The organism is Streptomyces mexicanus (assembly GCF_902506575.1).
Lineage (GTDB): Bacteria > Actinomycetota > Actinomycetes > Streptomycetales > Streptomycetaceae > Streptomyces > Streptomyces mexicanus.
Window position 1 is genome coordinate 4,175,050 of record NZ_LR732544.1, and the last position, 25,272, is coordinate 4,200,321.

At 72.3% G+C, this 25,272-nt stretch carries 16 protein-coding genes, 6 tRNA genes and 1 riboswitch; of the genes, 11 read left to right on the plus strand and 11 right to left on the minus strand.

Annotation, left to right across the window (positions count from 1 at the left end):
• Nucleotides 1-95: 95 nt before the first annotated feature.
• Nucleotides 96-1,184 (minus strand): Leu/Phe/Val dehydrogenase, encoded by a 1,089-nt coding sequence (locus GV126_RS18700; protein WP_159668148.1) that lies wholly within the window; start codon nucleotides 1,182-1,184, stop codon nucleotides 96-98.
• A 230-nt stretch (nucleotides 1,185-1,414) separates the two neighbouring features.
• On the opposite strand from GV126_RS18700, the gene GV126_RS18705 reads away from it, so the two are divergent.
• Entirely contained in the window at nucleotides 1,415-2,284 is an 870-nt protein-coding gene (locus GV126_RS18705; RefSeq protein ID WP_159668151.1) for a DUF8083 family protein, read from the plus strand.
• Nucleotides 2,285-2,815: 531 nt separating this feature from the next.
• Complete coding sequence (gene bldC / locus GV126_RS18710) at nucleotides 2,816-3,022, plus strand: developmental transcriptional regulator BldC (protein WP_003949541.1); 207 nt, start codon at nucleotides 2,816-2,818, stop codon at nucleotides 3,020-3,022.
• 569 nt (nucleotides 3,023-3,591) lie between these two features.
• On the opposite strand, the gene GV126_RS18715 is transcribed toward bldC, so the two are convergent.
• From GV126_RS18715 to GV126_RS18745, 7 genes are all read right to left on the minus strand, one after another.
• Nucleotides 3,592-3,846, minus strand: a complete 255-nt coding sequence (locus tag GV126_RS18715) for a DUF6274 family protein (protein ID WP_159668154.1) — start codon at nucleotides 3,844-3,846, stop codon at nucleotides 3,592-3,594.
• A 298-nt stretch (nucleotides 3,847-4,144) separates the two neighbouring features.
• A tRNA-Asp gene (locus GV126_RS18720) sits at nucleotides 4,145-4,219 on the minus strand.
• 93 nt (nucleotides 4,220-4,312) lie between these two features.
• Nucleotides 4,313-8,290, minus strand: a complete 3,978-nt coding sequence (hrpA, locus tag GV126_RS18725) for an ATP-dependent RNA helicase HrpA (RefSeq protein WP_159668157.1) — start codon at nucleotides 8,288-8,290, stop codon at nucleotides 4,313-4,315.
• 216 nt (nucleotides 8,291-8,506) lie between these two features.
• Nucleotides 8,507-8,583: transfer RNA gene (locus GV126_RS18730), tRNA-Phe, on the minus strand.
• A 24-nt stretch (nucleotides 8,584-8,607) separates the two neighbouring features.
• Nucleotides 8,608-8,682 (minus strand) — tRNA-Asp (locus tag GV126_RS18735).
• Between the two features lie 50 nt (nucleotides 8,683-8,732).
• Nucleotides 8,733-8,805, minus strand: a tRNA-Glu gene (locus tag GV126_RS18740).
• 80 nt (nucleotides 8,806-8,885) lie between these two features.
• A complete protein-coding gene (locus GV126_RS18745; protein WP_236570047.1) occupies nucleotides 8,886-10,580 on the minus strand; it encodes a metallophosphoesterase family protein in 1,695 nt (564 codons plus the stop codon).
• Nucleotides 10,581-10,686: 106 nt separating this feature from the next.
• Between GV126_RS18745 and GV126_RS18750 the strand changes: the two genes are divergently transcribed.
• From GV126_RS18750 to GV126_RS18790, 9 genes are all read left to right on the plus strand, one after another.
• A complete protein-coding gene (locus GV126_RS18750) occupies nucleotides 10,687-11,037 on the plus strand; it encodes a metallopeptidase family protein (RefSeq protein ID WP_028421383.1) in 351 nt (116 codons plus the stop codon).
• 228 nt (nucleotides 11,038-11,265) lie between these two features.
• Nucleotides 11,266-11,628 (plus strand): hypothetical protein, encoded by a 363-nt coding sequence (locus GV126_RS18755; RefSeq protein WP_159668160.1) that lies wholly within the window; start codon nucleotides 11,266-11,268, stop codon nucleotides 11,626-11,628.
• Nucleotides 11,629-12,234: 606 nt separating this feature from the next.
• On the plus strand, nucleotides 12,235-14,469 hold the full coding sequence (locus GV126_RS18760) for a DEAD/DEAH box helicase (RefSeq protein WP_159668163.1): 2,235 nt from the start codon (nucleotides 12,235-12,237) through the stop codon (nucleotides 14,467-14,469).
• Between the two features lie 147 nt (nucleotides 14,470-14,616).
• Nucleotides 14,617-16,161: an amino acid permease gene (locus GV126_RS18765; protein WP_159668166.1), complete on the plus strand. Its 1,545-nt coding sequence runs from the start codon at nucleotides 14,617-14,619 to the stop codon at nucleotides 16,159-16,161.
• 79 nt (nucleotides 16,162-16,240) lie between these two features.
• Nucleotides 16,241-16,313: transfer RNA gene (locus GV126_RS18770), tRNA-Lys, on the plus strand.
• Nucleotides 16,314-16,874: 561 nt separating this feature from the next.
• Nucleotides 16,875-18,005 carry a dihydrofolate reductase family protein gene (locus tag GV126_RS18775; RefSeq protein ID WP_159668169.1) on the plus strand — a complete coding sequence of 377 codons (1,131 nt, stop codon included), beginning with the start codon at nucleotides 16,875-16,877 and terminating at the stop codon, nucleotides 18,003-18,005.
• A 121-nt stretch (nucleotides 18,006-18,126) separates the two neighbouring features.
• Nucleotides 18,127-18,200: transfer RNA gene (locus GV126_RS18780), tRNA-Met, on the plus strand.
• Nucleotides 18,201-18,618: 418 nt separating this feature from the next.
• A riboswitch (cyclic di-AMP (ydaO/yuaA leader) is annotated at nucleotides 18,619-18,775 on the plus strand.
• 11 nt (nucleotides 18,776-18,786) lie between these two features.
• Nucleotides 18,787-19,845, plus strand: a complete 1,059-nt coding sequence (locus GV126_RS18785) for a M23 family metallopeptidase (protein WP_159668172.1) — start codon at nucleotides 18,787-18,789, stop codon at nucleotides 19,843-19,845.
• A 106-nt stretch (nucleotides 19,846-19,951) separates the two neighbouring features.
• A complete protein-coding gene (locus GV126_RS18790; protein WP_159668175.1) occupies nucleotides 19,952-20,896 on the plus strand; it encodes an aldo/keto reductase in 945 nt (314 codons plus the stop codon).
• A 232-nt stretch (nucleotides 20,897-21,128) separates the two neighbouring features.
• On the opposite strand, the gene GV126_RS18795 is transcribed toward GV126_RS18790, so the two are convergent.
• The 3 genes from GV126_RS18795 to lhgD all read right to left on the minus strand — a co-directional run bounded on the left by GV126_RS18795 (nucleotide 21,129) and on the right by lhgD (nucleotide 24,947).
• A complete protein-coding gene (locus GV126_RS18795) occupies nucleotides 21,129-22,628 on the minus strand; it encodes a PrsW family intramembrane metalloprotease (protein ID WP_159668178.1) in 1,500 nt (499 codons plus the stop codon).
• 179 nt (nucleotides 22,629-22,807) lie between these two features.
• Entirely contained in the window at nucleotides 22,808-23,653 is an 846-nt protein-coding gene (gene trmB, locus GV126_RS18800) for a tRNA (guanosine(46)-N7)-methyltransferase TrmB (RefSeq protein WP_159668181.1), read from the minus strand.
• Between the two features lie 109 nt (nucleotides 23,654-23,762).
• Nucleotides 23,763-24,947 (minus strand): L-2-hydroxyglutarate dehydrogenase, encoded by a 1,185-nt coding sequence (gene lhgD / locus GV126_RS18805; protein WP_159668184.1) that lies wholly within the window; start codon nucleotides 24,945-24,947, stop codon nucleotides 23,763-23,765.
• Between the last annotated feature and the right edge of the window lie 325 nt (nucleotides 24,948-25,272).

Genomic DNA, 25,272 nt, shown 5'->3' on the forward strand with positions numbered 1-25,272 from the left:
CAGGGGTCGCCCCGCACGCGCGCGGGCGCTGCCGCGGACACGCCACAGGCGCCGCGCGCCGTGCGCATGCCGCCGGCGCCCGCGCGCCGCGGTCGTCACTTCCGCGCGTCGGCCATCCGCTGCTCGGCGATCCGGTCGGCCGCCGCGGCCGGCGGAATCCCGTCGGCCTTCGCACGTGCGAAGATTTCGAGCGTGGTGTCGAAGATCTTCGCGGCCTTCGCCTTGCACCGGTCGAAGTCGAAGCCGTGCAGCTCGTCGGCGACCTGGATGACGCCGCCGGCGTTGACCACGTAGTCCGGCGCGTAGAGGATCCCGCGGTCGGCGAGGTCCTTCTCCACGCCCGGGTGGGCGAGCTGGTTGTTGGCCGCGCCGCACACCACCTTCGCGGTCAGCACCGGCACGGAGTCGTCGTTCAGGGCGCCGCCGAGGGCGCAGGGGGCGTAGATGTCGAGCCCCTCGGTGCGGATCAGGGCGTCGGTGTCGGCGACCTGGGTCACCTGCGGGTGCGCCTCGACGACCCGCTGCACGGCCTGCGGCCGTACGTCCGTGATCACGACCTCGGCGCCCTCGTCCAGCAGGTGCCGCACGAGGTGGTGCCCGACCTTGCCCACGCCCGCGATGCCCACCGTGCGGCCGCGCAGTGTGGGGTCGCCCCACAGGTGCTGGGCGGACGCCCGCATGCCCTGGTAGACGCCGAACGCGGTGAGCACCGAGGAGTCGCCCGCGCCGCCGTTCTCCGGGGAGCGGCCGGTGGTCCAGCGGCACTCGCGCGCCACGACGTCCATGTCGGCCACGTAGGTGCCGACGTCGCAGGCGGTGACGTACCGGCCGCCGAGCGAGGCGACGAACCGGCCGTAGGCGAGCAGCAGCTCCTCGGTCTTGATCAGCTCCGGGTCGCCGATGATCACGGCCTTGCCGCCGCCGTGGTCGAGGCCGGCCATGGCGTTCTTGTAGGACATGCCGCGCGAGAGGTTCAGCGCGTCGGCGACCGCCTCCTGCTCGCTGGCGTAGGGGTAGAAGCGGGTGCCGCCGAGCGCGGGGCCCAGGGCGGTGTTGTGGATGGCGATGACGGCCTTGAGGCCGCTGGCGCGGTCCTGACAGAGCACGACCTGTTCGTGGCCGCCCTGTTCCGAGCGGAAGAGGGTCTGCAGTACGTCAGCCTGCGCGCCGGTTACGTCGGTCACGGTGGTGACTCCCAGGAAGTAGCGGCGAGTGGGACGGGTCCCCGTAAGGGTGGCGGGGGCCGTGCCAGGAGATTAGACCCTGACCCGCCCCGTCATGGGAGGAGTGGTCGGGATCACCCTCCCCCGGAGTAAGTTCCCACTCGGGCGTGGGACGATTTGCAGTGGTTTTCCGTCCGTCCGGGCGCGGGCCGGGCGGGTTTCGCCCCCGGTCCGGTGGGGAGGGAGCAGGCGTGCCCAAGGTGTCCTCGGTGGTCGTCCCGTACGCGACCTACTTGCGCGTCTACGAGCCGCTGGCCGCCTTCCCGGAGCCGGAGCGCAGCCAGTGGGCGCGCTACGCCCGCCGCCCCGACCGCCCGTCCTACCAGGACGAGCTGCGCCGCTCGCTGGCCGACCTGGTGCCCACGCCGCCGGTGGCGGTGCCGGTGCACGAGAGCCGGGACGCCTTCGTGCTGGACGTGGACGGGGTGGTGTGCGTGTGCCCGTGGCGCACCCGGCTGCGCGGCTGGCAGGCCCTGGACGATCTCGCCGAGGAGCTGCCGGCGGTGGTCCTGGACGCGGTGCTGCCCCCGGTCGTCCGGCGCCAGGCGGCCCAGGACTACGAGCGCTGGCTCGCCCACAACCCCGATGCCCGGCCGTGGATCCGCACGGCGACCTGGCAGGTCCCGCTGAACTGGTTCGTGCTGGTCTCCGACGAGGAGCGGGAGTACGTCAAGGGCACCGGGGAGCCGGGCGGCGCGGGCGGCTTCGGGGACGAGGCGCCGCTGCTGCGCTACCGCACGCCGATGGTGCAGGCCCGGCGGCGGGTGGCGCGGGCGCTGCGGACGCTGCGCGAGACCATCGACGAGGGCCCGCTGATCGACGGGCTGGTGGACGTCGGCCGCTGGCTGGAGGAGTTCCACCCGCGCTCCCTGGTGGAGCTGGACTACGGCGGGCTGGTGCACGTGCTGCCGGCCGACGACCTCCAGGACGATCACTCGGCGGCGGACGTGGCCGAGGGGATCGAGGCGCTGCGCCGCGGCGACGGCGCAGGAGCGGGCGAGGCGTACGCGCGGCTCGTGGAGCGGTGGCGGGCGGTGCGCGACCTGCGCTCGGCGAACTGATCCGTCATCAGGAGTGACCTGGATCACGGCTCGAACGGCGTCGAACGGCGTACGGTCAAGGGTCTTTGGCGCCTGAGGGGACGTAGGGCCCGATCCGGGCGTTTGTCTCAAGGGTGATGGACTGCACTTACAAGACCCTTGCCCTGGTTGCCCCTCCTCGTGCCAAAATAGGACAAGGAGTCCGGGGAGGGCTCCTTCCGTCCCGTCGTGCTCCATCGTGGGCGGAATCTCAGCATTGCACGCTTTGGGGGGTCCGGTGACTTCCTGATCGCCCTGTGACTGATCGTCACAGTGGTGTGACTGTCCGCTATGGCATGGTCCATCGGCTTCCGTCGCTGATGGACACCTGGGAGGGCAATTCCATCGGTTTGGCCGACGCGGCTGGACAGATGGTGTAGTTGTAGTGCCGAGGACAAGCCGTTCGTCCTATAACCGACTCGACTCGCGTCCGCCATTTCGGGCAACGCGGGTCAAGGTGCAGAATTTAGAGGAAAGAACCGAGAAGGTTCGGTTCTCCCGAGGAGGCCGCTCATGACCGCTCGCACCCCTGATGCCGAGCCGCTGCTGACCCCGGCTGAGGTCGCCACCATGTTCCGCGTCGACCCCAAGACGGTCACGCGCTGGGCGAAGGCCGGCAAGCTCACGTCGATCCGCACGCTCGGCGGGCACCGCCGCTACCGCGAGGCCGAGGTCCGCGCTCTGCTGGCGGGCATCCCGCAACAGCGCAGCGAGGCCTGAACCGCCGCAGAACCGGACGTAGCGGCTAGGTCCCCCAACCGGCCGGGGCGTCCGGAACCCACAGCTCCAAGCGACGCGGGCCCTGCCCCAACAGGGTCCACGCCCACGCCGTCCGAGCAGTCGGGCATGTGACACGGGTGCGTCGTCGATCGCGCTGGACTCCGCCGGGTCCAGCGCGATCTTTTTTGTGCGCTTCCGCGGGGTCCGCGCGGTGCGCCTGTGAGCGGCCTTGTCGGAGCCTGGGGAGGGCTGTCCGATCTCCTGTGAGGCGCCTCGGAGAGCAGTGCAATTGCACATATTAAATTGAGCCTGTGTAGGGCGTGCGTAAGTACCAGGCTTTCTCAAACTCATGCGGTGACACCCGTCACACGAACGGGTGCTTGTTGTCGGCGGGTCCGGTGCGCTAATGGAGCTTCCGGTTCCATCCCCCCACGCAGATACGGGAGTTCACCGCCGACGGCCTTGCGGCGGGCCGCTCGGGCAGCGGTGTGCGGGGGTGGCCGAGGCCGGACGGAATGCGGTGTCGGAAGTCCGTACGTGACGGGGGCTCAGACGACGCTGAAAGGCCGTCACGTGGCCGCGCCCACGTCGTCCGCGGGCTGCTCGTCCTGAAGCGCCTGAAGCGCCTCCAGGCGGCGCTCACGGGCTTCCGGGCCGTCGGGGCCTTCGGGGGCGTCCGCAGCCGTCGTAGGTGCACCGTCCATGGCCAGCCGCAGCAGATGGCGGCAGACGGGGCAGTGAGCGGTGAGATGACCGTACGTCGAGGCGGCCGCGAGGTGGGCGCGGAGCAACGCCCGCGTCGCGTGCCTGGCCGATGCCGTCATGCGCCACCTCCAGCGGGCCGTACGGGAACGGCCTCTGTTCTCTGGGGTACCGAGGGAATGTGACGCCGTCAAGGCGCCGAGAGCCGGCACGGAACCGATCCGGGCACGGGACCCCGTCCGGGCGCGGGGTCGGTCCGGGCGGGTGCCCGTCAGGACACGGGACCGGCCGGAGCCCGGGACCGGTCCGGGTGCGGGGTTGCCGGTGCCCGGTCGGGCGCGACGGCGCTTGCGGCGGTGTTGCCCGGGCGATGACAGCAGGAAGGCCCGCCACCGTTTCCGGGGCGGGCCTTCCTCGATGCGGTCCTGACGGGATTTGAACCCGCGGCCTCCACCTTGACAGGGTGGCGAGCACTCCAAACTGCTCCACAGGACCAGGTTTCGCAGCCTCACCTGTGCGGTGCGCTGCGAGAAGAGACTCTACAGGAGCCGAGCCGCCTGGTCGAACTCACCCAGCGTGCCCGTGAGCTCACGCCAGCACGGCGTCGATCGCCTTCACGATCCGCTTGTCCGACACCGGGTACGCCGTGCCCAGCGCGTGGGCGAAGTAGCTGACCCGCAGCTCCTCGATCATCCAGCGGATGTCCCGCACCTGCTGCGGGACGGGGCGCCCCTGCGGCAGCTGCTCCAGCAGCCACGCGTACTCGTCCTGCATCTCGTGGACCTTCTGCATGCGCGTGGTGTCCCGCTGGACGTTCGTCGGCATCTGCTGCAGGCGGCGGTCCGCGGCCACCAGATAGCGCATCAGGTCCGGCAGCCGCCGTATCCCTGCCTCCGTGACGAAGCCGGGCTTCACCAGCCCGTCCAACTGCTGCCGTACATCGGCCAGGTTGGGCAGCAGCGCGGGGCTGCGCACGCTCTTCAGGCGCCGCTCGCAGGACTGCCAGGCGGACAGCACCTGCTGCACCTGGCCGACCGTCCGCACGGTCAGGTCCACGATGTCGGCGCGCACCTTGTCGTACAGCTTCCGGTACGACTCCTCGTCCCAGGGCGGGCCGCCGAAGTCCGCGATGAGCCGGTCCGCCGCCGCCGTCGCGCAGTCGTCGAACAGCGCCTGGACGGAGCCGTGCGGATTGGCCGACAGGCCCAGCTTCTGCTGGTTCGTCAGGCGGTCGCTGGCGAACTTGGCCGGATTGACCGGGATGTTGCGCAGAATCAGCCGGCGGGTGCCCCGCCACATGGCCTCGGCCTGCTCGGCCTCGGTGTCGAAGAGCCGCACGGACACCGTGTCGCCGTCGTCGACCAGCGCCGGGTACGCCTTCACCGGCTGGCCGGCCCGGCGGGTCTCGAAGACCCGGGTGAGCGTGCCGATCGTCCAGTCGGTCAGGCCCTGGCGCTCCAGCGACGGGCCGCCCGCGCGTTCGGCGCTGGCCGCGGCGGCCTGGGACAGGGCCTTGCGCGCCTTCGGCTTCAGCTGCAGTTTCAGGGCCTGAAGGTCCTTGTCCTCGGCCAGCTTGCGGCGCCGCTCGTCGACCACCCGGAAGGTGATCTTCAGGTGGTCGGGAACCTTCGACCAGTCGAAGTCCTCGGCCTCGAAGGGGACGCCGACCATGCGCTTCAGCTCCCGGGCCATGGCGGCCGTCAGCGGCTCCGCCGACGGCGCCGCCTTTTCCAGGAACGCCTTCGCGTAGTTGGGCGCGGGCACGTAGTTGCGGCGGATCGGCTTGGGCAGCGAGCGGATCAGCTCGGTGACCAGTTCCTCGCGCAGGCCCGGGATCTGCCAGTCGAACCCCTCGTCGGTGACCTGGTTGAGCACCTGGAGCGGGATGTGCACGGTCACGCCGTCCGCGTCCGCGCCCGGCTCGAACTGGTACGTCACCCGGAACTTCAGGTTCCCCTGCCGCCAGGTGTCCGGGTAGTCGGCCTTGGTGACCTCCTGCGCGGACTCCCGGACGAGCATCTCCCGCTCGAAGTCCAGGAAGTCGGGCTGCTCCTGCCGCTTGCGCTTCCACCAGGAGTCGAAGTGGGCGCCGGAGACCACGTGGTCGGGCACCCGCTGGTCGTAGAAGTCGAACAGCGTCTCGTCGTCGACGACGATGTCCCGGCGCCGGGCGCGGTGCTCCAGCTCCTCGACCTCGCTGAGCAGCTTGCGGTTGTCGGCGAAGAACTTGTGGTGGGTGCGCCAGTCGCCCTCCACCAGGGCGTTGCGGATGAACAGCTCCCGGCTGACCTCGGGGTCGATCCGGCCGTAGTTCACCTTCCGCTGGGCGACGATCGGCACGCCGTACAGCGTGACCTTCTCGTACGCCATCACCGCCGCCTGGTCCTTCTCCCAGTGCGGCTCGCTGTACGTGCGCTTCACCAGGTGACCGGCCAGCGGCTCGACCCACTCCGGCTCGATCTTCGCGTTGACGCGGGCCCACAGCCGCGAGGTCTCCACCAGTTCGGCCGACATCACGAACTTCGGCTGCTTCTTGAACAGCGCCGAACCCGGGAAGATCGCGAACTTGGCGTTGCGGGCACCCAGGTACTCGCCCCGCCCGCCGTCCCGGCGCGCACCGGGACCGGAGTCCTTGGACTCCTTCACGTCCTTCATGCCGATGTGGGAGAGCAGGCCGGCCAGCAGCGAGATGTGGATGCGGTCGGCGGGGGCGTCCTCCTCGTTGAGGTGGATGCCCATCTGCTTGGCGACCGTGCGCAGCTGGCTGTAGATGTCCTGCCATTCGCGGATGCGCAGGAAGTTCAGGTACTCCTGCTTGCACATCCGACGGAAGGAGCTGGAGCCCCGTTCCTTCTGCTGCTCGCGCAGGTACCGCCACAGGTTGAGGAAGGCGAGGAAGTCGCTCGTCTCGTCGCGGAAGCGGGCGTGCTGCTGGTCGGCCTGGGTCTGCTTGTCGGCGGGGCGCTCGCGCGGGTCCTGGATGGACAGCGCGGCGGCGATGACCATGACCTCGCGGGCGCAGCCGTTCTTGTCGGCCTCCAGGACCATCCGGGCCAGCCGCGGGTCGACGGGCAGCTGGGCGAGCTTGCGGCCGATCGGGGTGAGCCGCTTGCGCGGGTCCTTCTGCGCCGGGTCGAGCGCGCCCAGCTCCTGCAGCAGCTGCACGCCGTCGCGGATGTTGCGGTGGTCCGGCGGATCGATGAACGGGAACTTCTCGATGTCGCCGAGGCCGGCCGCGGTCATCTGCAGGATGACGGAAGCGAGGTTGGTGCGCAGGATCTCCGCGTCGGTGAACTCCGGCCGGGAGAGGAAGTCCTCCTCGGAGTACAGCCGGATGCAGATGCCGTCGGAGGTACGTCCGCAGCGGCCCTTGCGCTGGTTGGCGCTGGCCTGCGAGATCGGCTCGATGGGCAGCCGCTGCACCTTCGTGCGGTGGCTGTAGCGGGAGATCCGGGCGAAGCCGGGGTCGATGACGTACTTGATGCCGGGGACCGTCAGCGACGTCTCGGCGACGTTGGTGGCCAGCACGATCCGGCGGCCGGTGTGCGGCTGGAAGACGCGGTGCTGCTCGGCGTGCGACAGCCGCGCGTACAGCGGCAGCACTTCCGTGAACCGGTACTGCTTCTTGTTGAGCGCGTCGGCGGTGTCCCGGATCTCGCGCTCACCGGAGAGGAAGACGAGGATGTCGCCGGGGCCTTCCGCCATCAGCTCCTCGACGGCGTCGGTGATCGCGGTGATCTGGTCCCGGTCGGCGTCCTCGGAGTCCTCCTCCAGCAGCGGCCGGTAGCGCACCTCCACCGGATACGTGCGCCCGCTGACCTCGATGATCGGCGCGTCGTCGAAGTGCCGGGAGAACCGCTCGGGGTCGATGGTCGCCGAGGTGATGACGACCTTCAGATCCGGCCGCTTCGGCAGCAGCTGGGCGAGGTAGCCCAGCAGGAAGTCGATGTTCAGGGACCGCTCGTGGGCCTCGTCGATGATGATCGTGTCGTAGGCGCGCAGCTCGCGGTCGGTCTGGATCTCGGCGAGCAGGATGCCGTCCGTCATCAGCTTGACGAAGGTGGCGTCCGGGTCCACCTGGTCGGTGAACCGCACCTTCCAGCCGACGGCCTCGCCCAGCGGCGTGTCCAGCTCCTCGGCCACCCGCTCGGCCACCGTACGGGCGGCGATACGGCGCGGCTGGGTGTGCCCGATCATCCCGCGCACCCCGCGGCCCAGCTCCATGCAGATCTTCGGGATCTGCGTGGTCTTCCCGGACCCGGTCTCACCGGCGACGATGACGACCTGGTGGTCGCGGATGGCCTCCGCGATCGCGTCCTTCTTCTGGCTGACCGGCAGCTGCTCGGGGTAGGTGACGGCGGGCACACGCGAGCGCCGGGCGGCGATGCGCTGCTCGGCCTTCTCGATCTCCCCCTCGATCTCGGCGAGGACGGTGGCGCGGGCCTCCGGCTTGCGGATCTTGCGCGCGCCTTCGAGCCGCCGCCCGAGCCGGTGCGCATCGCGCAGCGACAGCTCGGCCAGACGGGAGGCGAGGGCGCCCAGGGCGGGGGCAGGGTGCGTAGACATACGCGATCCAGGATCTCACCTCGGAGAAATTGCGCGCGAACCATCTGCCGGAGGGCGGGCGAGCCGGTGCGGCGCGGGAGCCGGCAGAGAGCGGAGGAGGCGGCGAGGAGGCGAGGGAGGCCGGGGAGAGAGGGAAGACCGGAGGGCGCGGCGAGGGAGAGGCCGGAGGAAGGAGCGACACGCCGAAGGCCCCGTCCTGGGGACGGGGCCTTCGAGTGGTGGCTGGGGCCGGGGTCGAACCGGCGACCTTCCGCTTTTCAGGCGGACGCTCGTACCAACTGAGCTACCCAGCCACGAGGTTTCACGTGAAACCTCAGCGGTCCTGACGGGATTTGAACCCGCGGCCTCCACCTTGACAGGGTGGCGAGCACTCCAAACTGCTCCACAGGACCATGTGGTTGTGTGCTGACCGATCAAGCTAAGTGTCGCACACCGTACTGCGTGCCCCCAACGGGATTCGAACCCGTGCTACCGCCTTGAAAGGGCGGCGTCCTAGGCCGCTAGACGATGAGGGCTATCGGCCCGCCTGGGCGCTTCTCAGCGCGTCGGGGACGTGAGAAGCATATGGGATGGCGGGGGGGATCGCCAAAACCGTTTACCGCGCCGCGGGGGAAGCCGTGGGGGAAGAGGACGTCGGGGCCGGGGAGGCGCCCGGCTGGTTCTCCTCCGGGAGGTGGCGGCTGACCTCGGCCGTCGTCCGGCCCAGGCCACCCAGCTTGATCTCGTCCCAGGCCTGCAGGCGGTGGCTGTCGCGGGCCACGTACAGGATCGAGGCCTCCACCGGAGCGGGATATTCGTGTTCGACCGCGCGCAGCCCGCTGCCGCCCGTCGAGCCCTCCATGCGCAACCGGGTGCCGTACTTCAGGATCTCCGTGCCCTCGTGGTGCAGGTGGCCGCACAGCACCAGCGGCACCGTGCCGTCCGTCTCCCGGGCCGCCGCTGGCTCATGGGCGACGGCGATGTCCACCGGGGTGCCCTTGGTCCGCTGGTCGCGCAGCGCGGAGGCCAGGCGGTCGCCGGCCAGCCGCTCGGCCGCGTCACCGCCGGGCGCCACCGAGCGGTCGGGGGTGAACTGGGGGTCGCCGATGCCGGCGAAGCGCAGGCCGGCGACGGTCTCGGCGCGGCCGTCGTCCAGTACGTGCACGTTCTTCATGTGCTCCAGGTAGCGCTGGGTGGTCGCCGAGTCGTGGTTGCCGCGCACCCAGACGTACGGGACGCCCAGGTCCTTGATCGGGTCCAGGAAGCCGTTCTCCGCGGCTGTGCCGTGGTCCATCGTGTCGCCGGAGTCGACGATCACGTCGACCTTGTACTGCTGCACCAGCGAGGCGATGATCTTCCAGCTCGCCGGGTTGAGGTGGATGTCGGACACGTGCAGGACCCGGATGGTCGTGGGGTCCGGCTGGTAGGCGGGCAGCGTGGAGGTGACGTCGTAGAGCTTCGTCACGTTCGTCACCAGGCGCGCCAGCTCCTTCTGGTAGACGTCGAACTCGGTGACGATGCTGCGCGCGTTGCCGACGAGCGAGGGCGCCGAGGACAGCAGGCCGGAGAACTTCGGCTCCAGCACCGACTTCGGGTTCCAGGTCGCGTACGCCGTCGCCCCGGACGCGCCGAGCAGGGCCAGTGCCAGGCCGCCGGCCGCCAGGGCGCGGCGCGGGCGGCGGTAGACGGCCAGGCCCAGCGCGGTCGCCCCGAGGACCACGGCCGCGCAGGAGCGCACGGCCAGGTCGAGCGTGCCGTGCTCGACGTCGTGCACCACCTCGTCCTGCAGGCCGGAGATCCGCTCGGGGTGGTCCACCAGGGCCTGGGCACGCTCCGGGTCGAGCTGGTCGACGTCGACGTCCAGGCGGACCGGCGCCACGTGGCTGTCCAGCCGCAGGGCGCCCAAGGGGGAGATGTTGATCTTCGTGCCGCCGCTGAGGGAGGGGCGCAGGGCCATCGTCGTGTTCACGGGACCGACCGGCGTGCGGACGGTGCCCACGATCAGCAGACCCAGCCAGGCCCCGGCGAGCACCACGGCCACCAGGCCCAGCGCACCGAGCCAGGGGTGCCGCTGCGGGGTCAGGGTGAGGGTGCGCGCCGCCAGGCGCGTGCGGCGCGTGCGGCGCGTTCGCTTCGGGCTGTCCGTAGCGGTCCGGCCGGGCGCGCGGTTGCGGCCGGGCGTGTGGCTGCTGTCGGGTCGGTCGGGGGTGCGGTTGCTGTCGGGTCGGTCGGGGGTGCGGTGGTGGCGGGACATGCGGTTCGAGCTGCGGTTCACGATGCGGTTCAGGGCTGCGACGACGACGCGGGCCATTGGTCGCGTATGCCCGTCCGCGACGCCGGATATGCCCGCGGGTGGCCCGTCGGACGGGGTGCGCGCGTCCGGGCGCGGGCCGGGCGGCGTACCGGACAATGGCCCTGTGCTGGAGATGACGCGCGAGGAGTTCGAGGAACTGGTCGCCGAGGCCCTCGACCGGATCCCTCCGGAGTTGACGCGGCTGATGGACAACGTCGCGGTGTTCGTCGAGGACGAGCCGCCCGCCGACGACCCCGAGCTGCTCGGGATCTACGAGGGCATTCCGCTGACCGAGCGCGGGGAGTGGTACGCGGGCGTGCTGCCCGACCGGATCACGATCTACCGCGGGCCGACGCTGCGGATCTGCGAGACCAGGGAGGAGGTCGTCGCCGAGGCGGAGGTCACCGTGGTGCACGAGATCGCCCACCACTTCGGCATCGACGACGCCCGGCTGCACGCCCTGGGTTACGGCTGACGGCGCCTGGGGCGGCGGTGGGGCTTGCCCCGGTTGCCGGTTGCCGGATGCTCCCGGTGGTCCGGGGGCTCCCGGTGCTCCGGGTGCCCCCGGGGGTGTCCGCGGGCGGGTCCTTCGGCGGTTCCTCGCGTGTGCCCTTCGGTTGTCCTCGGGGCGTCCTCCGGCGTGTCCTCCTGTGGGCACGGGGAGTTGGGCACGGAGACTTCGTCATCCCGAAAGGTGGCTGCCGTGCGCCCCGTGTACGCATCCGTCCGTCTCGCCGCCACGATGATCGCCGTCACCGCCGTCACCGGCTGCGTGAGCGTGGCAGAGGACTCCGGTGGTGCGGCCCGGCCGTCGCACTCGGCGGCACGGCGGGTCGGAGCCGCCCCCGACGGCGGGACGGAGGTCTCCGGCGGGAGCGCCGAACGCGCCGGCGGCGACAGCGGCGGCACACACGGGCACGGGGACGGCCGGCACGGCAAGAAGGACGGCGAGGAGCCGTCCGCCTCGGCGTCCCCGTCGGCCGCGGCGAGCGCGTCGGCGGCGCCGCCCGGCAGGCACGGGGCGCCCCCCGAGCCCGGCGCTCCCACCCCCACCAGCATCCGCTGACCGCCCGCCGGGACCTGGTCCAGCAGCTCGGTGACCTCGGGCAGGAAGCCCAGGTCGGACATCTGGTCGGCCTCGTCGAGCACGCCGATCCGACGCCCTCGGGGCGCGACGGGCAGGGGACCGGCACGTAGCCGGCGCCGGGCAGAGGCCGACCCGGTCCGGTCCGGACCGACGGGGGCTCGATCGAGGGCCGGCCGGCTGCCCACGGCGTCGGCTTGCCTGTCGGTGTGCGTCCGTCCCGGTTGTCGCCTGCCGGTGTGGGGCCTGGTTGTTGCCTGCCGGCGTGCGTCCCCGATTCGGTTGCCGGTGTGCGGCCCCGGCTCGGCTGCCCGTGTGCGGCCAAGGCTCGGCTGCCCGTGTGCGTACTGGTGCGCGGCCCGGCTTCGGCTACCGGTGTGCGTACCGGTTTGCCTGCCGGTTTGCCTTCAGGGGCTTCGGGTGCGTATGGTGGCAGATCGTTTGATCCCATTTGCCCGGCGCCCACGCAGAGCGCGCCGTGTGGCGCGTACTCTCCTTTGCCGTGGCGGACCGCATCGAGGCGGTCGTGTGCGAAACACGGAGTTGACGGGCGCGTGCCGACGAGACTCCGGAAGGTTTCGCATTCGCATGTCCCTTGCCAGTACTGATCACGTCGTCGTGCCCGAGAGCATCGAGGACGCCGCCGGGAGCCACGAGGCCCCCGAGAACCCCGTCCAGGCCGTCGAGGCCGACGGAACGACCTCCGAGGGCCACGACGCCCCCGAGATCACCTTCGCCGACCTCGGCCTGCCCGAGGGCGTCGTGCGCAAGCTCGCGCAGAACGGCGTGACCACCCCCTTCCCGATCCAGGCCGCGACCATCCCGGACGCCCTGGCCGGCAAGGACATCCTCGGCCGGGGCCGCACCGGCTCCGGCAAGACCCTCTCCTTCGGTCTGCCGACCCTGGCCACGCTGGCCGGCGGCCGCACCGAGAAGAAGCGGCCGCGGGCCGTCATCCTCACCCCCACCCGTGAACTCGCCATGCAGGTGGCGGACGCGCTCCAGCCCTACGGCGACGTGCTCGGGCTGAAGATGAAGGTCGTCTGCGGCGGCACCTCCATGGGCAACCAGATCTACGCCCTGGAGAAGGGCGTCGACGTCCTGGTCGCCACCCCCGGCCGCCTGCGCGACATCATCAACCGCGGTGCCTGCTCGCTCGAGGACGTGCGGATCGCCGTGCTCGACGAGGCCGACCAGATGTCCGACCTGGGCTTCCTGCCCGAGGTCACCGAGCTGCTGGACCAGGTCCCGGCGGGCGGTCAGCGGATGCTGTTCTCCGCGACGATGGAGAACGAGATCAAGACCCTCGTCGACCGCTACCTGACCGACCCGGTCAGCCACGAGGTGGACGCCGCCCAGGGCGCGGTGACGACCATGTCGCACCACATCCTGATCGTGAAGCCCAAGGACAAGGCGCCGGTCACGGCCGCGATCGCCTCCCGCAAGGGCCGCACCATCATCTTCGTGCGCACCCAGCTCGGCGCCGACCGCGTCGCCGAGCAGCTGCGCGACGCCGGCGTGAAGGCCGAGGCCCTCCACGGCGGCATGACGCAGGGCGCCCGCACCCGCACCCTGGCGGACTTCAAGGACGGGTACGTCAACGTCCTGGTCGCCACCGACGTCGCCGCGCGCGGCATCCACGTCGACGGCATCGACCTCGTCCTGAACGTCGACCCGGCCGGCGACCACAAGGACTACCTGCACCGCGCCGGCCGCACCGCCCGCGCCGGCCGCACGGGAACCGTGGTCTCCCTGTCCCTGCCGCACCAGCGGCGCCAGATCTTCCGCTTGATGGAGGACGCGGGCGTGGACGCCACGCGCCACGTCATCCAGGGCGGCGCGGCCTTCGACCCGGAGGTCGCCGAGATCACCGGGGCCCGGTCGATGACCGAGGTGCAGGCCGAGTCCGCGGCCAACGCCGCGCAGCAGGCCGAGCGCGAGGTCGCCCACCTGACCAAGCAGCTGGAGCGCGCCCAGCGGCGTGCGACGGAGCTGCGCGAGGAGGCCGACCGGCTGGTCGCCAGGGTCGCCCGCGAGCGCGGCGAGGACCCCGAGACGGCGGTGGCCGAGGCGCAGGCCGAGGCCGCGCGGGTGGCCGAGGCATCGGTGCCGGAGCAGCCGGCGGCGCAGGACGTGGACCGTGCGGAGCGCGGCTTCCGCCGCGACGACCGTGACCGTGACCGTGATCGCGGCCGTGGTTTCGACCGTGACCGTGACCGTGGCGGGCGTTCCTTCGACCGCAGGGACGACCGGCGGGACGACCGGGGCGGCTTCCACCGCGACCGCGGTGAGCGCGCTGAGCGCGGCGAGCGCGGCGACCGGGGCGGCTTCCGCCGGGACGACCGGCCCGGGCGCCCGTTCGACCGTGACCGTGACCGGGAGCGCGGCTTCGAGCGCCGGGACAACGACCGCGGCTTCCGCCGCGACGACCGGGACCGCGACCGCGACCGCGACCGCGGCTTCGACCGTGACCGTGGCGGGCGTTCCTTCGACCGCAGGGACGACCGGCGTGACGATCGGCGGGACGACCGGGGCGGCTTCAACCGCGACCGGGACCGCGGCTTCGACCGTGACCGCGCCCCCCGCTCCTTCGACCGCAGGGACGAGCGCGGCGGTTTCCGCCGTGACGAGCGTCCGGCGCGGCGCGACGAGCGGGGCGGGCACCGCGGCAGCGACCGCCCGTTCAACCGCGACCGCCGTGACGACCGTCCCGGCTTCCGGTCGGGCGGCCACGAGCGCCCCTACGGCCGCCGTGACGACCACCGCGGCGGCGGCTCCTTCGGCCGCCGCGAGGACAAGCCGCGCTGGAAGCGCAACGGCTGACACCGCTTGAGGTGACCTGCCGGGGGCCCGTACGACCGAGGTCGTGCGGGCCCTTTCCGTACCGTCCGGCCGTACCGGCCGCCGCCCGGCGGGTTTCGGCCGCCCAGTGACGCATGTCACACCCGCAGCCAGGGAATTGCTGCGGGCATGACAGATGACGCCAGAGCGCGCAGCGAGGGCCGGTCCTCGGACGAGGAGCGGCTGGCCCAGCTCGGTTACACGCAGGTTCTCGCCCGCCGCATGTCGGCGTTCGCCAACTACGCGGTCTCCTTCACGATCATCTCCGTTCTCTCCGGCTGTCTGACGCTCTACCTCTTCGGGATGAACACCGGCGGCCCCGCCGTGATCACCTGGGGCTGGGTGGGCGTCGGCCTGATGACGCTGTTCGTCGGGCTGTCGATGGCCGAGATCTGCTCGGCGTACCCGACGTCCGCGGGCCTGTACTTCTGGGCGCACCGGCTGGCGCCGCCGCGGTCGGCCGCGGCCTGGGCCTGGTTCACGGGCTGGTTCAACGTGCTGGGCCAGGTGGCGGTGACGGCCGGCATCGACTTCGGCGCCGCCTCCTTCCTGGGCGCCTACCTGAACCTCCAGTTCGGCTTCCGGGTCACCCCCGGCCGCACGATCCTGCTCTTCTCGGCGATCCTGCTCCTGCACGGCCTGCTGAACACGTTCGGGGTGCGCATCGTCGCCTTCCTCAACAGCGTCAGCGTGTGGTGGCACGTGCTCGGCGTGGCGCTGATCGTGGCCGCGCTGGCCTTCGTACCGGACCGGCACCGGTCGACGTCGTTCGTCTTCACCACGTTCGTGAACAACACGGGCTGGCACAGCGGGCCGTACGTCGTCCTGCTCGGGCTGCTGATGGCGCAGTACACCTTCACCGGCTACGACGCCTCCGCCCACATGACCGAGGAGACCCACGACGCCGCCACGGCGGGTCCGAAGGGCATCGTCCGCTCCATCTGGACGTCCTGGGTGGCCGGTTTCGTCCTGCTGCTCGGCTTCACCTACGCCATCCAGGACTACGGCAAGGAGCTGGCCTCCCCGACCGGCGCACCGCCCGCCCAGATCCTGCTCGACGCACTCGGCGCGAGCGCCGGCAAGCTGCTGCTGCTCGTGGTGATCGGCGCCCAGCTGTTCTGCGGCATGGCCTCGGTCACCGCCAACAGCCGTATGATCTACGCCTTTTCCCGCGACGGGGCGCTGCCCTTCTCGCGCGTGTGGCACACGGTCAGCCCGCGCACGCGCACCCCCGTGGCGGCGGTCTGGCTCGCGGCGCTCGCCGCGCTCGCCCTGGGCCTGCCCTATCTGATCAACGTGACCGCCTACGCCGCCGTGACGTCGATCGCGGTGATCGGCCTCTACATCGCCTACGCCGTCCCGACCCTGCTGAGAGTCCGCAAGGGCGAGACCTTCGAGCGCGGACCCTGGCACCTGGGCCGCTGGTCGCAGCCGGTCGGGATCACGGCGGTGATCTGGGTCTGCGTGATCACGGTCCTCTTCATGCTCCCGCAGGTCTCCCCGGTGACCTGGGAGACGTTCAACTACGCCCCGGTCGCCGTCCTGGTCGTCCTCGGCTTCGCCGCCGGCTGGTGGTTCGCCTCGGCCCGCCACTGGTTCCTCGACCCCGCCCACGCGCGCACCCGCGCCCGCCGGGCGGCCCGCGCGGACTCCCCCGAACCGGCCGATCCGTGACCCGCACGCGCCCGGCTCGCCGATACCCGATCTGCGACGCGGCCTCCTCGGGCTATGCTCGGGGAGGCACCATCGCCCCGGGCCCTTAGCTCAATTGGCAGAGCAGTGGACTTTTAATCCATTGGTTGTGGGTTCGAGTCCCACAGGGCCTACGGACGCGGGGGAGGGGTCATCCCCTCTGACCTGCTGCGCAGCGTCCGGGCCGGCTCAGGTCGGCTCGGACGCCGCTTGTTTTCCGGCCCCGCGGGGGGCACGTGGGCCAGGCGGGTGCGGCCGGGCACGAGCGGGCGGGACCGGGCGCGGGCGAGCCGGCAACACGTCCACGGCTGCGGGCGACATACGGTTCAGGTCCCGACGTACGGAGCCGGTCCCCGATGCCCGGTTCAGGTCCCGACGTACGGAGCCGGTCCCGACGCTCCGTCACCGCGTCGTCGGCGGTCGACGTCTTCTGCGAAGAACGCGTCCTGCCCCTCCTGGCGCCACCCCCCGGCGAGACCCGTAACCGGGACCCGACCGTCCTGCGCCACGCCACGCGGTCTGCACCCCGCCCGCCCGGACACCGTGCACCGCGCCGGTGAGCGTCGCTGGGCCACACTGGAACGTGCCGGTCCACGGCACCCTGCCCCGAGTCCGGTCCGCGGCACGCCCCAGCCTGCCCGCCTCCCTCGCCGCCGCCACGAGGGTGGCCCCCGTCCCCGAGAGAGAGTGCGTCGATGCCCCTGCCCCACGTCCTGCTGTCCGCCGCCGTCTCCCTCGACGGTTGTCTGGACGACGCCGGCCCCGACCGCCTCCTGCTGTCCTCGCCGGCCGACTTCGACCGGGTCGACGAGGTGCGGGCGTCGGTCGACGCGATCCTGGTAGGAGCGGGCACCCTGCGCGCCGACAACCCGCGGCTGCTGGTCAACTCGCCCGAGCGGCGCGCCGCGCGGGTCGCCGGTGGGCGGCCGGAGTACCCGCTGAAGGTCACCGTCACCGCCTCCGGCGACCTCGATCCGCGGGCACGCTTCTGGCACACGGGCGGCGAGAAGGTCGTCTACACGAGCGACAAGGGCGCCCGGCGGCTGCGCGACGCCGGGGTCGCCGCCGACATCGTGCCGCTGGGTGCCGAGCCGGACTGGCGGCTGCTGCTGGAACACCTGCACGACGTGCGCGGGGTGCGCCGGCTCATGGTCGAGGGCGGCGGCACCGTGCACACCCAGCTCCTCCAGCGCCGGCTCGTCGACGAGATCCACCTGGTGCTGGCTCCCCTGCTGGTCGGGGACCCGCGCGCGCCACGGCTGTTCGGGCCGGGCGCGTACCAGGGCGGGCGGCTGCGCCTGCTGGAGACGCGTGCCGTCGGGGACGTCGTCCTGATGCGCTACGAGCCGACCGCGCCGGGCACCGGAGCCCTCGCCGTCCCCGCCGACCGGCACTGGCTGCGCCTCGCGTGCGAGCTGGCGGCGCAGTGCCCGCCGTCGCGGACCGCGTTCAGCGTCGGGGCCGTGGTGGTCGCCGCCGACGGCACCGAGCTGGCCCGCGCCCACTCCCGCGAGGCCGGTGACCCGGTCGTGCACGCGGAGGAGGCGGCGCTGGCCAAGATCGACCCGGCGGACCCGCGGCTGCCGGGCGCCACGGTCTACAGCAGCCTGGAACCATGCACCCGACGCGCCTCCCGGCCGCGCCCGTGCGCCCGGCTGATTCTGGACGCGGGGGTACGGCGGGTGGTCACGGCCTGGCGGGAGCCGGACACGTTCGTGCGGGCCGCCGACGGCACCGGGCTGCTGAGGAGCGAGGGCGCCGACGTCGTCGTACTGCCGGAGTTCGAGCCGGCGGCCACGGCGCCGAACCGGCATCTGCTGGGCTGAGCGGCGGGCCGGGAGGCGGGCCGCGCGGGCTGTGAGACGGGCGGCGGGAGGCGTGAGACGGGCGCCACACGGATGCGTGTGCAAGCAGTCCCGCGCATGGCGTACACTAGTGACATACCGACGCGGGGTGGAGCAGCTCGGTAGCTCGCTGGGCTCATAACCCAGAGGTCGCAGGTTCAAATCCTGTCCCCGCTACTGAAGGCTCGGGGCCGGAATCCGATCACGGATTCCGGCCCTGAGTGTTTTCCGCCCGGCCGCCCGGCCGCCCGGTGGCCCGGTTCTCCGCACTGCCGACTCCTGTCTGTCCTGTCGTGCTCGCCCCTGCCTCGGATTTCCGTCGGACGGCAGAGCCGTCACAAGCTGTGATCAGGTCGTCCCCGTCCGCATAACAACTGACACACGATCACACATCATCTCGGCGCGGGAGGTTTGACAGATCATCCTCCGGTGGCCGAGTGGTCGGATCAACTCGCCCAGGTTTGGCCGCTCATGGAACACATGTCCTGGCCAAAAAGGTTTAACGATCAAGCCGTACGGCTTGGAAACGAAGCCTCGCGTCTATTAACGTTCGATAACGCAGCGCGGTCGTCCCAGCCGTCACAAGAGGCGGCTCCGTGCGCACGCGCCGAATCCCGCGAGGGAACCGGGGAACCACCACTCAGGGGTGAATCGGGCCTCATCCGCCGTGTCCCACGGCCGGTTGACGCGCGTAGGAGACCTTCCCGCTCCGAACCCGTCAGCTAACCCGGTAGGCGAGACGGAAGGAAAGGAGCGCGCCCCAGTGGCGTCCAACCGGCCTGCCCCCGAAGCCCCGTACGTGCCCGACCAGCGCACCGAGACGTTCGGCTACGGCGGCCGGCAGCCCGACCAGGGCCCCTGGGAGGAGTGGAACCCCACCGAGGACTCCCTCCGCCCGGCACGTGGCCGGCACCGGGTCACCAAGCAGCGCGGCGGCGGACTCGCGCGCAGTTCCACCGTGCTCGGCGTGGGCGTCATCGCCGCCGTCGGGGCGGGCGGCATGGCCAGCGCCAACGCCGGCAAGCCGCCGGTGTCCGTCTCCCTGCCCGATCTGCCCTCCGTCGGCTCCCTGCTCGGCCACTCCGACCAGGACGCCGACGCCGAGCAGGGCTCCGCGACCGCGCTCAGCGACGTGGGGGCGGTCCCCGTCCGGGCCGACGCCGCCGGCGGCACCGCCGCGGGCAGCACCGACGCGGGCGAGGCGCTGCGCAACCGCATCATGGCCCAGGCCGAACAGCAGCAGGCCCAGGTCGAGACCAAGGCCCAGGAGGCGGCCGAGGCCGCCGCCGCCCGGCAGGCCGAGGAGGCCGCCGCCAAGGCGCAGAAGGAGGCCGCCGCCAAGGCCGCCGCCGCGAAGCAGAAGGCGGAGGAGGAGGCCAGGAAGAAGGCCGAGGAGGCCCGGCTGGCGGAGCTGGCCCGGCAGTACACGCTGCCGACCTCGTCCTACACCATCACCTCCACCTTCGGGCAGGCCGGCTCCATGTGGTCCTCCGGTCACCACACCGGCCTGGACTTCGCCGCGCCCACCGGCACCCTGATCAAGGCCGTCCACAGCGGCACCGTCACCGAGGCCGGCTGGGCCGGGGCCTACGGCTACCGCACGATCCTCACGCTCGACGACGGCACCGAGCTGTGGTTCTGCCACCAGTCGTCGATCAGCGTCTCCGCCGGTCAAAAGGTGAGCACGGGCGACGTCATCGGCCGCGTGGGCGCCACCGGCAACGTCACCGGACCGCACCTGCACCTGGAGGTCCACCCGGACGGCCAGGCCTCCGGCATCGACCCGATGGCGTGGCTGCAGGCCAAGGGGCTCACCCCCTGAGCCTCGCGCCGGCCCCAGGGTCGGCCGAGCCCGTTCGCGCGATCTTTGCGACCCGGTGCGGCGGGGCGCGGAATGGCCCGCTTCCGCCTGGCCGTTGATGACGTACATGACTGTTCGACACACACTCGGCCGCTCTGACCTCGAGGTCTTCCCGCTCGCCCTCGGCGGCAACGTCTTCGGCTGGACCGCCGATCAGGACCGGTCCTTCGCCGTCCTCGACGCCTACACGGCCGCCGGCGGCAACTTCATCGACACCGCCGACTCCTACTCGGCGTGGGTCGAGGGCAACAAGGGCGGCGAGTCCGAGACGATCATCGGCAGGTGGCTCAAGGAGCGCGGCAACCGCTCCGACGTCGTCATCGCCACCAAGGTCAGCCAGCACCCGGAGTACCAGGGCCTGTCCGCCGCCAACATCAAGGCCGCGGCCGACGCCTCCCTCAAGCGGCTGGGCACCGACTACATCGACCTGTACTACACCCACTTCGACAAGCCCGAGGTGCCGGTCGAGGAGATCATCGGCGCGCTCGACGAGCTGGTGAAGGCGGGCAAGGTGCGGCACATCGCCGCCTCCAACATCTCCGCCGGGCGCCTGACGGCCTCCCTGGACTTCTCCGAGCGCGAGGGCCTGGCCCGCTACGTGGCGATCCAGCCGCACTACAACCTCGTCTCGCGCGACACCTACGAAGGCGAGCTGCGGGACCTCGCCGAGCGGTCGGGCCTGGCCGCCGTGCCGTACTTCGCGCTGGCCGCCGGCTTCCTGACCGGCAAGTACCGGCCCGGCGCGAGCGTCGACAGCGCGCGGGCCGAGGGCGCCGCCAAGCACCTGGACACCGAGCGCGGCCGCAAGGTCCTCGCCGCCCTCGACGAGGTCGCCCGGGCGCACGACGCCGAGGTCGCCACGGTGGCGCTCGCCTGGCTGGCCGCCCAGCCCACCGTGGTGGCCCCGATCGCCTCGGCGCGGACGGTGGAGCAGCTCCCGGCGCTGCTGGCCGTCGCGGACCTGCGCCTGACCGACGACGAACTCGCGCGGCTCACCGAGGCCTCCGCCTGAGCCGACCGGCCGGCCGCTCAGCCTGTGCCGCGGGTCTCCTAGGTCCCGCGGCTCCCATCGGTCCCATCGGTCCCAGCGGTCCATCGGTCCCAGCGGTCCATCGGTCCCATGGGATCCGACGGTCCTGCTGGCCCCGCGGTCCCGCCGGTCCCGCTGGCCCCGTCGGTCCCACTGCTCTCGCTGGTCGCGGACCCCCCGGAACCGCTCAGCCGCACCGTCCGTCCTGACCCCCTCAGGGCTGGGTCCGGTACGGGTCGTACGTCGGATACGCGTCGCGGGAGGGGGCCTGCGGCCCGCGGGACGGGTACGGCACCACGTGCCCGTAGGACTCCACCGGGCCGTGGGGCACCACCGGACGGTGGAAGCCCTGCCGGCCCTGTGGGTCCTGCCCTCGCGCGTGCCCGGCTCCCGGCGCCCTCTGCGGGTACCGCTGGGAGTGCCCGTACACCCCGTACACCGGCCAGGGCGGCTGGACCACCCGCACCGGCGGCGCGGTCATGCGGGCCGCGTGGTCCAAGGCGGGCTGCGCGACCTCGCGGCGCAGCCACAGCTCGTGCAGCAGGGCCCGCTCCCGTACGGTGAAGTCGGCCCCGGCCCGGCCCAGGCGTCCCCGCCTGCGCAGGAACGCCAGCGACGTGGCGTACGCCTCGTACTCGGCCACGACCCGCGCTGCGGACTTGCCCAGGTGGCGCCCGGCGTAGTCGCGGGCCAGCCGCCGGGCTCGCATGGAGCCCAGGGCGAACGGTTCCGCCGGGGTCAGCCACCCGGCGGCGGCGTACCCGGGCAGCTCCTCGCGCACGGTGCGCAGCTCCCGCTGCCGGGACCAGATGACCAGCCAGGTCAGCAGCGCGAGCGCGGGCAGCATGAAGGCGGCGTAGACGGCGAAGACCCCGACCCGGCCGAAGGTCGACGAGCCGTTCCACAGGGCGTGCATGCCCATCGCGAGCAGCAGCCCGGCCGGCGGCAGCAGGTACCGCCGCAGGCGCCGCTGCTCACCGGAGGGGCCGCGCTCCCCGGTCAGGGCGGCCGCCATGCCGAAGCCGATGCCGGTCAGGACGGTGAACAGCGGGTGCGCGAACGGTGACATGATCACGCGGACCACGAAGGTCGCCAGGGTGACGGAGGCGATGCCCCGGTCGCCGGTCAGCTGGTCGGTGCCGAACGCGGTCCCCAGGTACAGGATGTTCTCGGTGAACGCGAAACCCGTGGCGGTCACCCCGGCGATCACCACTCCGTCGACGATGCCGGTGAAGTCGCGTCTGCGGAAGAGGAAGATCAGCAGGACGGCGGCGGCCTTCGCGGACTCCTCCACCACCGGCGCTATCACGGTCGCGCCGAGGGTGTCCGCGCTCGACGGGTCGGCGGTGGCCGTCGCGATCCAGCGCGTTGCGAAGCTGTTGGCGACGATCGCGATGAGCGCCGCCGCGCAGGCCCCCCAGGCGAAGGCGAACAGCATGTTCCGCCAGGGGCCGGGATCGACCCGGTCCAGCCAGCGGAACGCGGCGGTCAGCAGCGGTACGGGCAGCACGGCCAGCCCGAGCCCCACCAGGAACCCCTCGGTGCCGGTCTGCCGGCGCACCAGAGCGAGGATGACCAGCCCGGACAGGGCCAGCAGGGCGGCGAGGGCCCCGTAACGCACCCGGCGTCGCTGCCACCAGTGCGGGCGTGCGGGCCGGCCGCCATAGGGGGCGGGGCCGCTGGGCTGGGTCGGGTACGGGGGACAGATGGCCACGCCATTGACCCTAACGAGGGAACGCGCCAGCCGCGACGGGGTGTTGCCCGCTCCCGAGCGGGGGCGTGACGGGGTGGCGCTCAGCCCCGGTCGGAGTGTGTGGGGGTGGCGTTCAGCCTCGGCCGGAGTGTGTGTCGGGGTGGTGTTCGTTCCCGTTCGGGGGCGTGTGGGAGTGGTGATCAGCCTCGGCCGGGGCGTGCCTGTCCGTGCGGCACGCGACGGAAGAGCAGGTCGCGCACCACATGGCCCTTCTGCAGTCCCTGGCCCTCGAACCGGGTCAGCGGCCGGAAGCCGGGGCGGGGCGCGAAGCCGCCGTCGGGCACGGTGTTCTCGAAGTCGGGGTGCGCCGTCAGCACCTCGAGCATCTGCTCGGCGTACGGCTCCCAGTCGGTCGCGCAGTGCACGAGCGCGCCCGGCCTGAGCCGGGTGGCGGCCAGGGTCAGGAACTCCGGCTGGATCAGCCGCCGCTTGTGGTGCCGCTTCTTCGGCCAGGGGTCGGGGAAGTAGACGCGCAGCCCGTCGAGGGAGTCGGGGGTGAGCATCTCGCGCAGCAGGATGATCGCGTCGCCGTTGCCGACCCGGACGTTGGTCAGCCCGCCCCGGTCGGCGAGGTTCAGCAGGTTGCCCTGGCCGGGGGTGTGCACGTCGACGGCGAGGATGTTGGTGTCCGGGTCCGCGGCCGCCATCTGCGCGGTGGCCTCACCCATGCCGAACCCGATCTCCAGCACCACCGGACGGGTGTTCCCGAACAGCTCGGCGAGGTCGATCACCCGCTGTCCGTCGATGTCCAGCCCCCATGTGGGCCACAGCCGCTGCAGGGCTTCCGCCTGCCCGGCGGTGACCCGGCTGCGCCGCGGCTGGAAGCTCCGGATCCGCCGCTCGAAGTGCGACCCGGCCGGATCGGCCTTGGGCCCGTCCGGAAACCGGGGCTCCCCCTTGGCCCGGCCGCGCGGCACGGACGCACCGGCACCGGCGTGGTCGGCCCCGGGGGCTTCGGAAAGGTGGGGATGCAGAGATTCAGACACAGTGAGACCGATTTTACGGCCCACAGGACCCCGCCCGCTCTTACGGCCACCGGACCCGCTCCGGCCCTGCTCCCGGCCCACCGGACCCGCTTTCGGCCCAGCTCTCACCTCACCTAACGTCTCCCAGCACCTCCAGCACCCTGCGCGCCACCTCCCTCCCGATCGGCAGCGAGGCCGTCGCCGCCGGGGACGGCGCGTTGAGCACGTGCACCGCCCGAGGCCCCTGCCGGATCAGGAAGTCGTCCACCAGCGTGCCGTCCCGCAGCACCGCCTGCGCCCGCACCCCCGCCGGCGCGGGCACCAGGTCCGTCTCGCGGACCTCGGGCAGCAGTCGCCGCACCGCCTGCGTGAACGCCGCCTTGGACACCGACCGGCGCAGCTCCCCGGCCCCGTACCGCCAGTGCCGCCGCGCGATCCGCCACGCGCCGGGCCAGCTCAGTGTGGACGCCAGCTCCCGGGGCCGGACGACCGTCCAGCCGTAGCCCTCCCGGGCCAGCGCCGGCACCGCGTTGGGCCCGATGTGCACGCCCCCGTCGATCCCCCGGGTCAGATGCACCCCGAGGAACGGGAACGCCGGATCCGGCACCGGATACACCAGCCCCCGCACCAGCTCGGGGCGCGCCAGCTCGTAGTACTCCCCCCGGAACGGCACGATCCGCACGCCCGGCTCGTCCCCGGTCAGCCGGGCCACCTCGTCGCAGTACAGCCCCGCGCAGTTCACCAGCACGTGCGCGCGGACCACGTCACCGCCCGCCGTGCGGACCGCCACCCCCAGCTCGGGACGCCGGTCCACCTGGACCACCCGGGCCCCGTAGCGGATCTGCGCGCCCGAGGCGTCGGCCAGCTGCCGGGCCACGGCCCCGTAGTCGCAGATCCCTGTCGTGCCCACGTGGATCGCGGCCAGTCCGCGCACCTCGGGCTCGTACTCCGCGATCTGGGCGGCGCCCAGCTCACGCACCGGGATGCCGTTCTCCCGGCCGCGCTGGACGAGCGCGTGCAGGCGGGGCAGCTCCTCCCGCTCGGTGGCGACGATCAGCTTGCCGGTGACGGCGTGCGGGATGCCGTACTCCGCGCAGAACTTGATCATCTCGGCGGCGCCGCGCACCGCGTACCGCGCCTTGAGCGAGCCGGGGCGGTAGTAGATCCCGCTGTGGATCACCCCGCTGTTGCGTCCCGTCTGGTGCCGTGCGGGACCGGGCTCCTTCTCCAGCACGGTCACGCGCGTGCCCGGCGCGGCGCGCGTGATCGCGTAGGCCGTCGACAGGCCGACGATCCCGCCGCCGATCACCAGCACGTCACCGTCATGAGTGCTTCTGCCCCGCCCCTGCCCCCCCCCCCGGTTTCGATAGTGCCCTGCGCCACTGACAATCCCTCCAACCGGGGCCCGCGGCGCGAGCGGCCCGACGCCCCGACGGGCCCACGGAAGGGGGGGCCGCCCGGACCCGCCGCAGCGGAGCGCCCCTGCCGTGCCCTGCCGGACCCGCGGGCGCGTAGTGCCGTGCCGGACGCGGAGCGCCCTGCCGTGCCCTGCCGGACGCGGAGCGCCCCCGCCGAACCCGCCCCCCCCGCCCCGCCCAGGCCGGCGTCATCCGCAGCGGGCGGGCCCGCTCGCGCAGCCC

What these genes read in the sequence shown, in the direction of transcription:
- bldC (WP_003949541.1), top strand. Translation starts at nt 2,816, where the DNA reads ATGACCGCTCGCACCCCTGATGCCGAGCCGCTGCTGACCCCGGCTGAG.
- GV126_RS18715 (WP_159668154.1), bottom strand. Translation starts at nt 3,846, where the DNA reads ATGACGGCATCGGCCAGGCACGCGACGCGGGCGTTGCTCCGCGCCCAC.
- hrpA (WP_159668157.1), bottom strand. Translation starts at nt 8,290, where the DNA reads ATGTCTACGCACCCTGCCCCCGCCCTGGGCGCCCTCGCCTCCCGTCTG.
- GV126_RS18745 (WP_236570047.1), bottom strand. Translation starts at nt 10,580, where the DNA reads ATGGCCCGCGTCGTCGTCGCAGCCCTGAACCGCATCGTGAACCGCAGC.
- GV126_RS18760 (WP_159668163.1), top strand. Translation starts at nt 12,235, where the DNA reads ATGTCCCTTGCCAGTACTGATCACGTCGTCGTGCCCGAGAGCATCGAG.
- GV126_RS18765 (WP_159668166.1), top strand. Translation starts at nt 14,617, where the DNA reads ATGACAGATGACGCCAGAGCGCGCAGCGAGGGCCGGTCCTCGGACGAG.
- GV126_RS18775 (WP_159668169.1), top strand. Translation starts at nt 16,875, where the DNA reads ATGCCCCTGCCCCACGTCCTGCTGTCCGCCGCCGTCTCCCTCGACGGT.
- GV126_RS18790 (WP_159668175.1), top strand. Translation starts at nt 19,952, where the DNA reads ATGACTGTTCGACACACACTCGGCCGCTCTGACCTCGAGGTCTTCCCG.